The 16,333-nt window shown below is 68.4% G+C and carries 10 protein-coding genes and 1 tRNA gene; 4 read left to right on the forward strand and 7 right to left on the reverse strand.

From position 1 onward, the window contains the following. Nucleotides 1-10: 10 nt before the first annotated feature. From hisD to ABLE91_RS17320, 4 genes are all read right to left on the reverse strand, one after another. Entirely contained in the window at nucleotides 11-1,309 is a 1,299-nt protein-coding gene (gene hisD / locus ABLE91_RS17305; RefSeq protein ID WP_348932668.1) for a histidinol dehydrogenase, read from the reverse strand. 252 nt (nucleotides 1,310-1,561) lie between these two features. Then, complete coding sequence (locus tag ABLE91_RS17310; RefSeq protein ID WP_348932670.1) at nucleotides 1,562-2,011, reverse strand: DUF2948 family protein; 450 nt, start codon at nucleotides 2,009-2,011, stop codon at nucleotides 1,562-1,564. A 69-nt stretch (nucleotides 2,012-2,080) separates the two neighbouring features. Next, entirely contained in the window at nucleotides 2,081-3,370 is a 1,290-nt protein-coding gene (gene murA, locus ABLE91_RS17315) for a UDP-N-acetylglucosamine 1-carboxyvinyltransferase (protein WP_348932671.1), read from the reverse strand. A 52-nt stretch (nucleotides 3,371-3,422) separates the two neighbouring features. Then, on the reverse strand, nucleotides 3,423-3,644 hold the full coding sequence (locus ABLE91_RS17320; protein ID WP_348932673.1) for a hypothetical protein: 222 nt from the start codon (nucleotides 3,642-3,644) through the stop codon (nucleotides 3,423-3,425). A 194-nt stretch (nucleotides 3,645-3,838) separates the two neighbouring features. Here ABLE91_RS17320 and ABLE91_RS17325 point away from each other — a divergent pair. Next, nucleotides 3,839-3,914, forward strand: a tRNA-Thr gene (locus ABLE91_RS17325). 356 nt (nucleotides 3,915-4,270) lie between these two features. Further along, entirely contained in the window at nucleotides 4,271-4,609 is a 339-nt protein-coding gene (locus ABLE91_RS17330) for a P-II family nitrogen regulator (RefSeq protein WP_348932674.1), read from the forward strand. A 375-nt stretch (nucleotides 4,610-4,984) separates the two neighbouring features. Here ABLE91_RS17330 and rnk read toward each other — a convergent pair whose 3' ends face one another. Continuing rightward, entirely contained in the window at nucleotides 4,985-5,392 is a 408-nt protein-coding gene (gene rnk, locus ABLE91_RS17335; RefSeq protein ID WP_348932676.1) for a nucleoside diphosphate kinase regulator, read from the reverse strand. Between the two features lie 446 nt (nucleotides 5,393-5,838). Between rnk and ABLE91_RS17340 the strand changes: the two genes are divergently transcribed. Then, nucleotides 5,839-6,783 (forward strand): 2-hydroxyacid dehydrogenase, encoded by a 945-nt coding sequence (locus ABLE91_RS17340; RefSeq protein ID WP_348932678.1) that lies wholly within the window; start codon nucleotides 5,839-5,841, stop codon nucleotides 6,781-6,783. A gap of 202 nt (nucleotides 6,784-6,985) precedes the next feature. Next, nucleotides 6,986-7,132: a hypothetical protein gene (locus ABLE91_RS17345; RefSeq protein WP_348932680.1), complete on the forward strand. Its 147-nt coding sequence runs from the start codon at nucleotides 6,986-6,988 to the stop codon at nucleotides 7,130-7,132. A gap of 28 nt (nucleotides 7,133-7,160) precedes the next feature. Here ABLE91_RS17345 and ABLE91_RS17350 read toward each other — a convergent pair whose 3' ends face one another. Beyond that, the gene (locus tag ABLE91_RS17350; protein WP_348932681.1) at nucleotides 7,161-7,322 is read right to left on the reverse strand and encodes a hypothetical protein; all 162 of its coding nucleotides are present in this window, start codon (nucleotides 7,320-7,322) and stop codon (nucleotides 7,161-7,163) included. 53 nt (nucleotides 7,323-7,375) lie between these two features. Further along, on the reverse strand, nucleotides 7,376-15,847 hold the full coding sequence (locus ABLE91_RS17355; protein ID WP_348932682.1) for an autotransporter outer membrane beta-barrel domain-containing protein: 8,472 nt from the start codon (nucleotides 15,845-15,847) through the stop codon (nucleotides 7,376-7,378). Between the last annotated feature and the right edge of the window lie 486 nt (nucleotides 15,848-16,333).

Genomic DNA, 16,333 nt, shown 5'->3' on the forward strand with positions numbered 1-16,333 from the left:
TGACCCCGCCTTAAGCGCCCCCGTTGGACCGGGCCAGGATGGAGCGGCCATGGGCGTCGAGCCGCTCCACTTGTGACAGGCGCACGGCGGCAGGACCAAGCACGCGGAGCGCCTCGGGACTGCATTTCAGGATGGAGGTGCGCTTCATGAAATCCAGCACGCCGAGCCCCGAGGAGAAGCGGGCCGAGCGGGCGGTGGGCAGCACATGGTTGGTGCCGCCCACATAATCGCCGATGGCCTCCGGCGTATGAGGGCCGATGAAGATCGCGCCCGCATGGCGCACCTTTGCGGCAAGGTCCTCGGCGTCGGCGCAGTGGATCTCCAGATGCTCCGGCGCGATGCGGTCGGAGAGCGCAAGCGCCTCGTCCCATGCGTGCACCAGGATGATGGCGCCATGCACCCGCCAGGATTCGGCGGCGATCTCAGCGCGCGGCAGGGTCTTGAGCATGTCGGCGACGGCACTTTCCACGCGCTCAGCCAGCTCGGGCGAATCCGTGATGAGGATGGACTGCGCCGCGGTGTCGTGCTCCGCCTGGGCGAGGAGGTCGGCGGCGATCCAGTCGGGGTTCGCCTCGCCATCCGCGAGGATCAGCACCTCGGACGGGCCGGCCACCATGTCGATGCCCACCTTGCCGAACACCTGACGCTTGGCCGCCGCCACGAAGGCGTTGCCGGGGCCGACGATCTTGTCCACCGGGGCGATGGTCTGCGTCCCATAGGCGAGCGCCGCCACCGCCTGCGCCCCGCCCACGCGATAGACCTCGTCCACGCCGGCAATGCGCGCCGCCGCCAGCACCAGAGGCGCGATCTCGCCATCCGGCGCGGGCACCACCATGACGATACGCGGCACGCCGGCGACCTTTGCCGGCACGGCATTCATGAGCACCGAGGAGGGATAGGCGGCGGTGCCGCCGGGCACGTAGAGGCCCACCGCATCCACCGGCGTCCAGCGCTGGCCCAGTTCCACGCCCACCGGGTCGGTATAGCGCTCGTCCTTCGGCTTCTGGCGGGAATGGTGCGCCTCGATGCGGGCCTTGGCGAAGGCGAGGGCTTCCAGCGTCTCCGCGGGGATGCCTGCCAGCGCGGCGTCGATCTCAGCGTCGGAGACGCGGATGCCGAGGTGCTTCAGATCCACCCGGTCGAACTTTTCGGACAGCGCGATGAGGGCGTCATCCCCTTCCGCGCGCACGGCGGCGATGATGTCGGCGACCACGGCCGCCACATCGGCCGAGGCTTCCCGCTTGCCGGCGAGGAAATCCGCGAAGGCCGGGGCGAAATCGGGGGAATATGTATCGAGACGGATCGGCATGCCGCTTCGATAGAGCAAGAGCGGGGAAAGGTGAACGGGGATTTAGGCGATACCGGCCTCTCGCACCTCGCGGGGCCGTTGCAGCACACTGTCGGAGGCGGGATGCCGGTGCCTAGCGCGCCGCCCCCTCTCCCGCTTGCGGGGGAGGGGGAAAGGGCGCGCCCTCTCAGATATCCCGGCGTAGGTCTGCTTGAGGTGCCCCTCCCTAACCCTCCCCCGCAAGCGGGAGAGGGAATCGAGAGGAAAAGAGCCTCAGCCTTCCGCCGCGCTCACCGCACCCGCATGTGTGGGCGCGTGGGGACAACCCCAGGCGGGGCCGAGGTCGGACAGGCGCGCCTCGATGCATTCCACCTCGAAGCGGATGTCGGCACCGCCGGAAAAGGCGAGCGTCACCTCCCCGGAGGGCGCGTCGGTCAGATCGAACGTCACGGCCAGCAGGTTCAGCACCGTCTCCCGATCCTTCGGATCGAGCCCGCGGAAGCGCACATTGCGCACCCGCTCGAAATGCAGGCCCGCACGGCGCCGCACATATTGCTCGGCACACACCTTCTGGTCCCAGTCGAACCTGTTCAGCACGAGGGCGAAGCGCTGGGTCTTGGGCAGGAAGCCCATGTCTCCCACCTTCACCACCGCGTCCTGGAGGTGCGCCGAGATGATCGCCAGATCTTCCTCGTCCAGCGCGAGAAGCTTCAGAGCGTCCATCGGGACTATTCCTTGTTCATCTTGCTCGCAAATGGCGACGATGCCTTCCCGGATCAAGGGCCGAAGACCTCACGAACTGATGCGTTCGATCTCCGCGCCGCAGCGGGCGAGCTTTTCTTCCAGCCGCTCGAAGCCACGGTCAAGGTGGTACACCCGCTGGACCATGGTCTCGCCCTCGGCCGCAAGACCCGCGATCACCAGCGAGACCGAGGCGCGAAGGTCGGTGGCCATCACCGGCGCGCCCTTCAGCTTCTCGGTGCCCTCCACCATGGCCGTATCACCATCGAGCTGGATGCGGGCGCCGAGCCGGGCCAGCTCCTGCACGTGCATGAAGCGGTTCTCGAAGATCGTCTCGGTGATGCGCGAGCGCCCGCGCGCCCTGGTCATGAGCGCCATGAACTGGGCCTGAAGGTCGGTCGGGAAGCCGGGGAACGGGGCGGTGGAGACATCCACGGGCAGGATGCCGGCGCCGTTCCGGCGCACGCGGATGCCCTCATTGGTGGCATCGATCTCGGCGCCTGCCGCGCGCAGCGTGTCGAGCGCGCTCTCCAGAAGGTCCGGGCTCGCGCCGGCGAGCATCACGTCACCGCCCACCATGGCGGTGGCCATGGCATAGGTGCCGGTCTCGATGCGGTCCGGCAGCACCGCGTGGCGCGCGCCCCGCAGGCGCGGCACGCCCTCGATGTGGATGGTGCCCGTGCCGGCACCGGTGATGCGCGCGCCCATCTTCACGAGGCAGGCGGCCACATCGCCGATCTCCGGCTCGCGGGCCGCATTCTCGATCACCGTCTCGCCCTTCGCCGTGGCCGCGGCCATCAGCGCCGTATGGGTGGCGCCAACCGAGACCTTGGGGAACACGATGCGCGCGCCGGTCAGGCCCTTGGGCGCACGGGCAACCACATAGCCCGCATCGATCTCGATCTCAGCGCCGAGCGCGCGCAAGGCATCGAGATGAAAATCCACCGGCCGCGTGCCGATGGCGCAGCCGCCGGGCAGCGACACGCGCGCCTCGCCCATGCGGGCGATCAGCGGGGCGATCACCCAGAAGCTCGCCCGCATGCGCGAGACGAGATCGTAAGGCGCGGTGGTGTCGACGATGGCGCGGGCATCGATCTCCAGGGTCTGGCCCGCATGGGGATCATCGCCGTTGCGCTTGCCGGCGGTGGTGATGTCGACCCCATGATTGCCGAGGATGCGCTGGAGCAGCGCCACGTCGGCAAGGCGGGGGACATTCTCCAGGGTCAGCTTCTCCTCGGTGAGGAGGCCGGCAATCATCAGCGGCAAAGCGGCGTTCTTGGCCCCGGAGATGGGAATGGTCCCGGTGAGGTGGCGGCCGCCGACGATCCTGATCTTGTCCATGCGCAGAACGCTCCCGTCCCCGTGCGGCGTGCGCGCGGGTCAAACCTTTTGTCTAGCCGGCCCCGTCCTTCGGCACAATGCGCCGTTCGTGGGCCGGACCTGCACCCGGCGCATCGCCCTCCCCCTGCGGCGCGCCTGTCCCCTCCCCTTGTCCCATATCTTCCTGAACCAAGTCCTCCTGCGCGGCCCGGGCGCGGCCCTGCGCCTTGCGGCGCGCGAGATTTGCGCGCAACGCACTGGCAAGACGAGCCTTCTTTTCGCTCTCGGCGGACATGGCCGAGCGTTAACCCCGGCGCCACGCCGACGCAAGCTTGGCCTGGGGATCAATCCGCGGTTTGAACTGGGGATTGCCTGCGCCCCTTGCAAGTCGGGCGGCCTTTCCGTATGACGGCGCCCACGGGCATGGTGCCCCTGGTAGCCCATTGGCTACGCGGGTGCAGACCCCGAAACGAGGCAGAACACCTCGGAGCCGCAATAGCTCAGCTGGTAGAGCACCTCATTCGTAATGAGGGGGTCGGGGGTTCGAATCCCTCTTGCGGCACCATTTATTCTCCAATGAATTCAATAAACTATCTGCGCCAGCCGCGCGCCCAATTCGCTGACGTTTCGGGCTCTGTCGCCAAGAGCAAAATGAGCCGAAATTTGTGTTGGCGTAATGTACCTCGGCTGACAATGGGAACGTCAGCGGAGCAAGGGTAGGCGGTGAACCACCCTTCCTTGCGCCTTCACCTTGCGGTTCGCCAGAATGGCGAACCGCAAATTTCCGCCCCCGCTTCACCTCCACCATGTCGGCTGCGACCGAGACGTCCCAGAATATCGGGAGAAATTCCCGCTGTTCCCAGGGAGCTGCCCGACCTAAGAAGTCCCTAGGGCGCACAGCAAAAGCCGAAGGACCGACCGATGAAACTCGTCATGGCCATTATCAAGCCGTTCAAATTGGATGATGTGCGCGACGCCCTCACCAGTATCGGGGTTCACGGCATGACTGTCAGTGAGGCGAAAGGCTACGGCCGGCAGAAGGGCCACACCGAAATCTATCGCGGCGCCGAATATGCCGTGAGCTTCCTGCCGAAGCTCAAGATCGAGGTGGCTGTGACGTCCGACGAGGTTTCCAAGGTCGTGGAAGCGATCACGCGGGCCGCGAGGACCGGCCAGATCGGCGACGGGAAGATCTTCGTCTTCCAGATCGACCACGCAGTGCGCATCCGCACCGGCGAAACTGACGCCGACGCGCTTTGAGATGGCGCCGGCAGCACCGAGCCGCTCGCGCCCATGCTTCCGCGCAAGAGCGGAAAGCCCAAGATTCATATTCCCAATCGGGGGATAAACGAATAATTTCCCCCGCGGTCAGGGATCTCGACCGGGCATTGGAGAGGGTAGAATGGCAAGGCCTGCAGATCTCCAGGTGATCTTGCTCGATGACTTACAGACGGCCGTGCCAGACGGGTATGCTGGATTTGGATTTTATCTGGTTGATAACGACCAGATGATCCACGCAGGCCCATTTCGTTCCAGGGAAGCTGCCAACGCTTACCTGGAAGATCTTTGGTATCAGCCTAGGACCGGATAACTTCCGGCCGGCGTCCAAATCCGTTTGCGATCACGGCTAGCCATCTACAAGTCCGACGGCGGCCGGGCCGAGAGAATTGTGAGTTCCTGGCGCCGCCCGCTACGGTCCGTCCATGCGATGGACTGGCCCTCCGACAGCCCGATCAACGCCGCACCGATTGGCGTCAGGATGGAGATGCGGCCGGCGGCAATATCAGCCTCCTCGGGATAGACCAGCGTCACGGTCCGTGACTGCCCGTTTGCAGTGAAGGTCAATGTCGAGCCCATCCGAACCGCTGAGGCCGGAACGCGACCAGGAGCCACCAGGCGCGCCCGGTCCAACTCGGAAAGCAGCTCTTCTGCCACTTCCGGCAATCGGGACAGCGCGGCGGAAGCGAGACCGGTCAGTCGCTTATGCTCATCACTGCCAAGGACGATGGAGGGTAGGCGTGGGGTTCTCGCCGGCTTGTTCATGGCGCTGGTCTCTGTGAAAGCTCCGCCGGCCGGCCGTGAAGCCCGCCTCGCGCAGATGCTGGAAAACGGAAATGGGAGTTGGTGCGCTCTGAACGTGCGGCCCCCCATCGAAGAGGCAGCAAGATGTCCGCCCCGGCGCTCGGGGCGCGGAGGCCGAGCGCGGGGCTATGCTCCTGCGATTGGGCAGGGACGACTGAGGTGATTGGCGACAGCGCTCATGAGGCGATCACACTCCGTAGCGTCACCCGATGTCAAGTTGGCCATCCTGTGAAGAGCTTGCGCCACCGTCTGCGAAAGATGTGAGGGTGGCCCCCAAAATTCGAAATCACGATCGGCGCCGCGGCATTTGGCCTGTCCCTATGAGCGAACCTGCGGGGTAGCCTCGTAGGCCCTTTCTGCCTGCGGCCTCAGGGGGCCCGCTCGTCCCTTTCAAGCAAGGCCTGCCTATGCCGATCCCTCTTCTCGTCGCGATCGAACTCTCCCCTGATCATCGGTCTTTCATCAAGGGCGCCGGTTTCGAGGTTTACGCTGCCCCCACCGTGTCCGAGCGGGCGGAGATAATACGGAGCCGAGGCGATGAAATCCGGGCCGTGTTGACGAATGGCACAACGGGATTCGGTGCCCACGAAATCGCGTCGCTGCCCAATCTGGAGATCATCTGCGCGCTCGGTGCAGGGTATGAAAATGTTGGTGTGGCAGCCGCCAGGGCGCGAGGCATCATCGTCACCCATGGCCCGGGAGCCAACGCCGCTTCGGTCGCCGACCACGCCATGGCGCTGCTCATGTCCATCGCTCGTGATGTCGTGCAGTCAGACGCAGCGGTGAGACGCGGCGACTGGGTGCGCGCCCGTCACATGCGCCCCATGATTTCGGGCAAGAAGCTCGGCATCCTCGGCCTGGGAAATATCGGCGAGCAAATCGCCAAGCGCGGCTTTGGCGGCTTTGGCATGCCCATCGCCTATCATAGCCGGAAGCCCCGCGATGGATCGCCGTGGCTGCACCTTCCGACCCCAACCGCACTCGCCGAATGGTCGGACTACTTCGTGGTAGCGACACCCGGCGGCGCTGCGACCAGACGTCTTGTCGGCACGGCCGTCCTCGATGCCCTCGGGCCGGAAGGGTTCCTCATCAACATTGCACGCGGCAGCGTGGTCGACACGGCCGCTCTGATCGAGGCGCTGAGGGACGGCCGCATCGCCGGCGCTGCACTCGACGTGATTGATGGCGAGCCAGAGGTGCCAAGCGAACTTATCGCGCTGAGGAACGTGATCATCACGCCCCATCTCGCGGGCCTTTCACCGGAGGCCGTGCAGGCGACTGTTCAGCTTGTCCTCAACAACCTTCAGGCTCATTTCCGCGGCCGGCCGGTGCTGACGCCTGTCATTGGATAACCGGCGGCGTCAGGGGGCCTTGCGACCCATTGAAGGTCGTCACTCACTGACCCGATGGCGGTCACGGGGTGCCGCCTGACATATGTTGCTTGAACCGCATGGGCGCGCGCTCCATGGTCAACGGCCCAAATAAGCGAGGACGGAAATGCATCTTTGCGAATTCACCCAGATCGGTGACAAGGACACGGTCCTGATAAACCCCATGCATATCGTCTTCGCCAGAAGCACTGAAGACGGCGCGTACATTGTGACGACCGCGATCAACTCCTCCGGCAGGAACCAGTTCTTCCTTGTTGATGAAACGCTGGAAGAAGTTCGGGAGCGAGTGAACGGGCCTTCGAAAACCTAGTCGGCGTGCGCGCAATTTACTCAGAACTTCAGCGTGAAGCTGCCCTGACCATGTTGCTGGTGTCGGTCTCGGCGGGCTGGCCGGCATAGAAGACGGACAAGGTGGTGTTGGCGGTGAAGGCCATGTCGAGGCCGGCTTCCACCAGGGCCTCGTCGCCGGCGATGGGGGCGCCGGGGCCGAAGGCGAACAATACGGCTGGCCCGTGGCCGTTGGGCTTCAGCGATAAGGCTGTGTGAAGATGCGCTACCACCGCACGCGGAATGTTCCGCTGCCGCCGAGGACGGAGTAGCCGGACCCGATCTGTCCGTCGAAGCTTGCGGATAGGGTCACGTTCGAGCCGGTGAAGAGCTGCAGGCCCGCATGGATGTCCGCCGCGTCGGAGACGACCGGAAGCGCGTTGCCGGAGAACGAGAAATTGGGCAGCTCCGCGAAGCTGCGCGACACATCGCGGTTCGGGCTGAAATCGTGCATCCAGGCGAGCTTCAGGAACGGCGTGAGGACACCGCCGCCCTCCACCTTCCAAGAGCCGTCGAGTTGCACCCCGAGGAAGACCGGAAGCGCCGTGATGGCTGCGGCGTCATAGGACAGGCCGGGACCATAACCCAGGAACCACTCGCTGGACCCACCCTGCCAGAGCTGCATGGGCTGGAAGGCGGCAAAGGGCGTGATCTTCGCCCCCGTGCCCGGCAGGTCGAAACTGTAGCCCGCTTCGATCCGGCCGGCGAGGATGGTGCTGTCGAAGCCCGACGAGGTGGAGAGCCCAAGGCCCAGATCGTAGAAGTTCCGGTCGAAGGTGGCGTGGCTGTAGCCGAACGACCCCGACACGGAGACATAGGCCGGCCCGAAGCGCTCCATGCCATAGACCGCCACGCCACCGTAATTGTTGGTGACGCTGGCGCCACACTGCGAGGCCGCCAGCTGGGTCTGGGAGAGGTTGACGGCGAGGCCCATCACGATCGGCGCATTGGCCAGTTCGCCGTCCCAGCCGGCCGTGCCGCCATAGATCTGGCCGGAGAGGCCGCCCCCCGTGGTGGCGGCGCCCATGGGCGAGCCCCACACATACCGGCTGCCGGCACCCTGGACACCGTTAGCCTGCGCAGCGACAGACGCGGCGGGCGGTCCCTGGAACCCCCTGCGCCACTGGTCCATCTGGGCGGTGACCGCGCCGACCAGCGCACTCGCCGCACCGAAGGTGCTCTGGGGCACGAGCGAGGCGGCGCTGCCGCCCACCGTATCATAGGCCACCTGGAGGCCGGACACTGTGGGCTCGAAGACCAGGGTCGCGACGATGGTCTGGAACAGAGGCGAGCTGCCCAGGGTCTGGATGGCGCCGATCAGGGTGCCGATGCGCAGGCCCCGCGCATTGAGCCCGGAGGGTGTGAAATCGATGTCGGTGTCGAGGACGAGCGATCCGCCGGCGCCGGAGAGCGCATAGTTCAGGATCGCCGTCTGGCCCACGATGCGCAGGTTCGACGTGTCGAGCCCGCCCGCGGCCGTGATGACCGTATTGGTGAGATGGCCGGGCATGAGCAGGCCCGGATTGAGGGGCACGGGGCGCAGGCCGCCGGAAAGCGTCGCCGACCCCGTGATGTTGAAACTGTCGGCAAGGCCCGTGGCCTGGTTATAGCGCACCAGGATGGTGCCGGACCCGGTCTGCACCAGATTGCCGTTGATGGTGGTTGCACCCGGGCTCGCCATGGCGATCTGCAGGGTGCCGTCGTTCTGGAAGAGGCCGGTGCCGCCGAGATCAAGCGAGGGTCCGGCCGATATGGTGCCCGTGGAGAGGTTGTGCAGGAGGTTGCCCTGCCCGGCGACCAGGCTGAGATTGCCGAGCAGCACGCCGCCATTGGTCACGCTCGCGACGCCCCCCGTGACCTGGATGGCAAGGCCCGTGGCCCCGTCGAAGGTAGAGACCCCGCCGTAATTGGTGATGTAGTGCTCGGAGCCGTCGCTGGTGATCGCCGTCCCGCCCGGCCCGCCGACGATGTTGGCGCCGGCCGCGATGTTGATGATCGGGTCGCCACTGCCCTGGGCGTAGATCGCGGTCGCACCCGAGCCTGAAGCCGTGATGCTGGCGTTGGCATTGACGGTCACCTTGCCCGACGTACCAGTGGTTGCGGGAGTGAACTCGACGCGGGTGCCCTCCATGATGAGGCCGCCCCCGTCACCGACCGACTGGGCGACAACACCGTAGGCGCCCGCGCCGGTGGTGGTGATCGGAGCATTCACCGTCACCGTGACCGGCCCGCCATAGCCGCTGCCGGTCTGCCGCGACGCGCTCAAGCTATTGCCGGTGGAGAGAACGATGCCGCCACCGCCGCCGACGCTCTGCGCCAGGATGCCGACAGCGTTTGTCCCGCTGGTGGAGATCGCGCCGCCGCTGGTCACAGTCACGGCGCCGCCGTTCGAGGTTGAGGAGGTACCACCCAGCATGACGGTGTCGGCGATGCCGATCCCCCCGCCGCCGCCGACACTCTGAGCCAGGATGGCCACCGAAGCTGCGCTTGTGGTGGTGATCGCGGACGCCGTCGTGACGGTCACGTTGCCACCATCGCCGCTGCCGGCTCCACCGAGGATCATGGTCCCGCTTGGCGTCATCATGCCGCCGCCGCCGCCGACACTTTGGGCGACAATGCCGTGCGCCACGATGTTGGAGGTGGAGATGGTGCCCGACGTGGTGGTGACGCTCACCGCCCCGCCGCTGCCGTCGGCCTGGTAGCCCAGGCTCGCGCTGCCGCCAAAGGCAATGCTGGCTGCAGTGCCGGCTATTCCCACCGTCAGTCCACCGCCGCCGCCGATGCTTTGCGCAAGCACGGCCGTGGCATAGGCACCCATGGTCGTGACGGAGGCCGAGGAGGTGACGGACACCGCCGCGCCGTTCCCGCCGCCACCTGTGCCGGCACCGAGGATGAACAGCGTTTGCGTATCGATGCTGGTGCTGGTGGTGCCGTCGAGCACGAACGCGCCGATGCCGCCGCCCCCGCCGATGGACTGAGCCGCAATGCCGATGGCGCCCGCGCCAGACGTGGTGATGGCCCCCCCGCTCGCGACGGTGACAGCACCGCCATCCTGCGTATCGCCGCCGCCGATTCCGCCCAGCTGCATCTCGAGAGAGACGGAAGAGGAGGTGCCGGATGTGCTCGCCACGTTGATGACGGCACCGCCGCCCCCGCCGATGGATTGCGCAAGGATGCCGTACCCCAGATGGCCGCTGGTGGAGATGCTGGAATCAATGATCTCCGAAACGCCGGCGGAGCTGAGGAATTCTCCGGTGGTCGAGACGTTGATGGCGCCGCCGCTTCCCCCGAGACCGCTGACGCCGGTGGTTGAAGTGACCATGCCGAGTGTGAGGTTGGCGCCGTACTGCGACAGGTCCGACATGCCGGTGGCACCGCCACCAAGGCCCCCGCCCCCGCCGATGGATTGAGCGAGGATACCCATCGCAGCAGCGCCCTTGGTGGAGATCGCGCTTCCGACGATATCAACCGTCACCGCGCCGCCATCGCCGCCGGCTGCGCCGCTGCCGCCCAGCCCGAAGGCTCCGGCGGCCGTCCCCACGCCGGTACTCGTGGAACTGACGGCCCCGCCGACACCGCCGCCGCCGCCCACGGATTGGGCCAGGATCGCGGTCGCCCAGTTGCCCTGGGTGCTGACCGTGTTCTCGAGGGTTAGGTCCACGCTGCCGCCGGTCTGCCCCGTGCCGGCCGTGCCGCCCAGCGCCATGGAGAGCGTGGCATCGCCGGCGCCTGCGGAAGTGGTGCTGGAGGCTCCCGCCGCGCCGCCGCCGCCGCCTATCGACTGGGCGAAAATGCCGTAGGACAGGTCGCCGGACGTCGTCACGAACCCGGTCTGGGTAACCGTCACTCCGCCGCCCGTACCGCCGGTGCCACCCTCGCCGCCGAGACCGAAGCCCACCAGGAAGGTTCCGGAATTGGCGTTCGTCGCGGCGCCGCCGCCCGCGCCGCCGCCGCCGCCCACCGATTGCGCGAAAATGCCCGCAGCCGACGTACCGCTCGTGGAGATTCCATTGGCGCTGCCCACGAAAACCGAGCCGCCATCACCGCCGCCGCCGCCCGTCCCGCCAAGTCCGGCGGCGATGGCGACGCCGCTGGAGGCCGAGGCGGACGTGCCGCTGGCCTTGCCCGTGACGCTTCCCGTGCCGGTGCTGCCCTCGACGCCCGCGACGGCGCTGGTGTAGGCCCCACCGCTGCCGCCGCCGCCGCCCACCGATTGCGCGAACACGCCCTGCGAGCCGACACCGGTCGTGGTGATCAGCACGGACTTGTCCAGCGAAAGCGAGATCGAACCGCCGTCGCCGCCTCCCGCGCCCGATCCGCCGAGGCCGAAGGCGAAGGACGACGAACCGGCATCGCCGGACGAGGTGTTCGACGACCCGCCATTGCCGCCGCCGCCACCCACCGATTGCGCGAAAATGGCCGCGGAATAATTGCCGAAGGTGGAGAGCGCGGCATTGGTGGTGATGTTCACGGCGCCGCCCGCGCCGGCCCCGCCGCCCGACCCGCCGAGAGAGAGCGCGACGGAGGAGGCGGAGGCCTCGTAATTGGTGGTGCTGGAGCCGCCATTGCCGCCGCCACCGCCCACAGACTGGGCGAAGATGGCTGGCGAATTGTCCGGAGAGGCGTCGCCGGCCGAAACATTCACCCCGTAGCCGGTGGTGATGGATCCGGTATTCGAGATCGTGACGGTGTTGCCGGAGCTTGCCCCGCCGCCGGCGCCGCCGATGCTCATGCCGAGCGCGTTGCCGCCGCTGGAGCCGGCCTGGCTGCCTTTCGACCCGGAGGAATTCGCGCCCGCTGCCGCGGCGTTGGTGGAGGAACCGTCCGTCGAGCTCGGCAGGGTGCCGGTCGAGGCTTGACTCGAGATGCCGGAAATTCCGCTGGTGGCCTTGGTGCTGGAAAGCGCCGAGCCGCCATTGCCGCCGCCGCCACCCACCGACTGCGCGAACAGGCCGGCGGCATTGGCGCCGGCCGTGGCGATGGCGGCGCTGTTGGTGAGGCTCACGGTTCCCGTACCGCCGCCCCCGGCACCGCTGCCGCCGAGACCGAAGGACAGGGCGGCGGTGCCGTCGGTATCGGCCGAGCTGGACGCCGTGCCGCCATTGCCGCCGCCGCCGCCCACCGCCTGCGCGAACACGCCCACCGATTGCGCGCCGTAAGTGGAGATGGCCTCGGTGTTCTTCACCGTCACCGAAGACGACGATCCACCGACGCCGCCGCCACCGCCGAGGCTCACGGCGGCGGAATATTGGCCGCCGCCCGCATCCGCGTCGCTGTCGCCGCCATTGCCACCGCCACCGCCCACGGACTGGGCGAAGATGCCGTTGGAATTGGCCGCATGGGTGACGATGCCCGCGCCGTTGGTGACGGTGACGGCGCCGCCGTCGCCCCCCGTGCCGCCATAGCCGCCGATGCTCACGCTCGCCGCCTTGCCGGTGTTGGGCGCGCTGGTCGTGCCGTGGGCCTCACCGACCCCGGTATAGGAGGCGATGCCGCCGCCGATCTCGCCGCCCTCGGTGCCCTTCGCGACGGTGGAGCTGGTGCCGCCATTGCCGCCGCCGCCGCCCACCGACTGGGCGAAGATGGCCGCCGAGCCCTGTCCAAAGGTGACGAGCGTGCCGCCGGAGGTGATCTCGACCGTGCCGGACGAGCCGCCGCCGCCGCCCCAGCCGCCCACAGCCACCGCTGCGGAATATTGGTTGCTCGAGGCATCGCTCTGCGACCAGCCGCCATTGCCGCCGCCGCCGCCGATGGACTGGGCCATGAGGGCCGGCGCCTGCTGGCCATAGGTGACAACGGAATAGGTGGTGCTCTGATTGCTTTGGAGGGTGACCGATGAGCCGGTGCCTCCGACCGCGCCGGCTCCGCCCACCGCGACGGTGGCCGCCACGCTGCCGGCGATGGCGTTGGCATCCGCCGAGCCGCCATTGCCGCCGCTGCCACCGATGCTCTGGGCGATGATACCGGCGGCGAGATCGCTCGCCTGGCCTTCGCTGCCGGCCACGATGGTTCCGAGCTGCACCACGGAGACGGCCGCCCCGTTTCCGCCCGCCGCGCCATCGCCACCCACCGCGACGGAGGCCGCGACGCTCGTGGTATCGCCGGAGGACGCGGTGAGGCTGTAGGCGCGGCTCGACCCGCCATTGCCGCCGCCGCCGCCGATGGACTGGGCGAGGATGGCGATGGAGCTTGGGCCCAGCGTGTTCACCTCGCCGGTGCTGGTGATGGAAACAAGGCCGGCATTCTGCCCCGTGCCGCCGGTTCCCCCGGTGGAGCCTGCCGCGCCGATGGCCACGTCCGTCTCGGCCCCGCCGGCCACCGCTGAACCTGAAATGGCCGATCCGCCATTGCCGCCATTGCCGCCGATGGACTGGCCGATAATGCCGGGGGATTGCGCGCCCGCCGTCTGGACCAGGCCGGCAATGGTCACCGTGACCGCGCCGGCCGTACCGCCCGTGCCTCCGGCCCCGCCCACCGCCACGGACGGCGCCGCGACACCCGAGGTGGCCGCCGAGGCGCTGAAGCCGCCGCTGCCGCCGGAGCCGCCGATGGATTGCGCCAGCACGCCCGGAGCCAGCAGCCCGGACGTGGAGATGAGGGAATCGGTATCGCCCGTGACCGTGATGCTCCCCGCAGAGCCGCCACCGCCCCCGGTGCCGCCGAGGCTGACCGAAGGAGAGGCGCCCGTTCCGAGCGCGCCGGCGAAATCCCATCCGCCCGAACCGCCCGAGCCACCGATGGATTGCGCGATGATGCCGGAGGACTGGTCGCCTGCGGCAACCAGATTGCCGCGCGTGAGCGAAACCGTCACGGCGGAAGCCGTGCCGCCCACGCCACCGCCGCCGCCGATGGCCGCTGCCGGGCTCGCATCGTCGGCGAGGCTTCCGGCGACGGCGAATCCGCCATTGCCGCCGCCCCCGCCAATGGATTGCGCCACCAGGACCGAGGATAGGGGACCGGCGACGGAGACCGTGGCGGAATTGGAGATCGTGACCATTCCCGCCGTGCCGCCCGACCCGCCGCCGCCACCGACGGAAAGGCTCGCCGCCGCCCCATTGGACAGGGCACCGGCGGCGGCAAACCCGCCATTGCCGCCGCCGCCGCCAATGGACTGCGCAAGGATGCCCGGCGCGTTGCCCGTCAGGGCGGCAGACATGAGGATCTGTGCGCTGTTGGAGACGCTGACCGCCCCTGCCGCCGCGCCGGTGCCGCCGGTGCCGCCGATGCCCAGTGATCCGCCGGCATCGATGGAGACATCGCCGGCGACCGTGAAGCCGCCATTGCCGCCGCCCCCGCCGATGGACTGGGCCGTGATGGCCGCCGCGCCCCCGCCGGTGGTGGTCAGGACGCCCGAGTTGGTCACGCTCACGCTGCCCGCATAATTGCCGCTTCCGCCCGGCCCGCCGATGCCGACCGCGCCGGACGCCGACAAAGAGAGCGAGCCGGAAACGTCGTAGCCGCCATTGCCGCCGCCCCCGCCGATGGATTGGGCGAGGATGGCGCCGGACCCATAGCCACTGGTGGTAATGGCGCCCGAGCCGCCGTTCGTGCCGGCATAGTTTTCGTTGTAGACGACGACGGAACCCGCATAGCCGCCGGATCCGCCGCTGCCGCCCACGGACAAAGTGAGCGCTGCCGTGTCGGAAGCCGCGATGGCGATGGAGGAGCCGCCCGCGCCGCCGCCGCCGCCGATGGATTGCGCGATCATGCCCGGCGAGCGCACGCCGGACGTCGTGATGACGCCGCCCTGGTTCTCGGCCACCACCGAGCCGGCATAGCCGCCGCTGCCACCCGTGCCCCCAAGGCTGACGGCGATGGCTGCGCCTGCAGAGATGCTGCCGCTGATGACGGCGCCGCCGCTGCCGCCGCCGCCGCCGATGGCCTGCGCGATCAGACCGGGCGAATCCGAGCCCGCCGTAAGGATCTGAACGCCGTTGGTGCCGACATAGCCGCCTTCCGCATAGCCACCGCTGCCGCCCGAGCCGCCGAAGGCGAACGAGAAGCCCGCGCCGCTGCCGGCGGTGAGCGACACGGCATATCCGCCCGCGCCGCCGCCCCCGCCGATGGACTGGCCGACAATGCCCGGAGAGCCGGTGCCCAACGTGTAAATGAAGCTGTTGGGAGCAGGCGCGGTCGCTTCCGTGATGCCGCTCCAGCAGACGTCGCTGGCTGCTGCCGCGCTGGCGCCGGGGCTGTATCCGTTGCAATTCACGCCGATGCCATAGCCCGCGCCGCCCGACCCGCCGGATCCGCCGTGGGAAATGGCGCCGCCAACGCCCCCGGAGAGGTCGAAGGCCACGGCGCCGCCGCCCGACCCGCCGCCGCCGCCGATGGATTGCGCCAGGATGCCGGCGGAGTTGATCTCCACCGTCTTGATGGAGCCGATATTGCCGACAAGGAGATAATCGCCGTTGCCGCCGCCGCCGCCGGTCCCGCCCAGCGCCACCGAAAGGCCGGCGACGGAGGAGGCGGAGCCGGAGAGGCCGAAGCCGCCCAGCCCGCCGCCGCCGCCGATGGACTGCGCCAGGATGCCGAACGCGCCGCCTGCGGTGCTGGTCGGCGCCGTGCCGCCGGAAACGCAGCCGTTTCCGGTGCAGATGTTGCCCGTGTTCCACACCAAAACGGTGGCGCCGCCGCCGCCGTCGCCGCCCGAGCCCCCGACCGCCACCGCCAGGTTCGGGGCGCCGCTGAAGGCCATGCCGCCGCTGCCGCCGGCACCGCCGATGGCCTGCGCGAAGATGCCGACCGAGGAGACGTTGGAAACCGAGATATTGATTCATCGCAGTCGCCTCCCGGACGCTCCTCGTGCAGAAGCGTGGACCGAAACAGCATCCTGGAGGTGCTTGAGCCATTGCGGGAAGCCGCCTCTCATGCGGAGGCGTGAAACGAGGACAACCGCTGTTGGGAGCGGCCACCATCCCTCGGACGCGCCGTCGACATCGTCGGCCATGAGGACGACATGTCCTGGCGCGATGGCCTCCCGGATCCCGGCCGCGACCTCCTCGGTCGGGATGAGAGCCGCAGCCAGCTCGGGCGCATCGGCAGATGGCAGCACAGTGCTCGTGTCGGCACCCGCCGCGTCCGTGGCTTTCGGTGGCTTCTGAGCTGCTTGAACGGCCTCGGCCACAGGCTCAGCAGCCGCCTCGCCTGCGCAGCATGAAGGCGATCTGCGGCTCAGTGCACC

Source organism: Aquabacter albus, from assembly GCF_040049275.1.
Lineage (GTDB): Bacteria > Pseudomonadota > Alphaproteobacteria > Rhizobiales > Xanthobacteraceae > Aquabacter.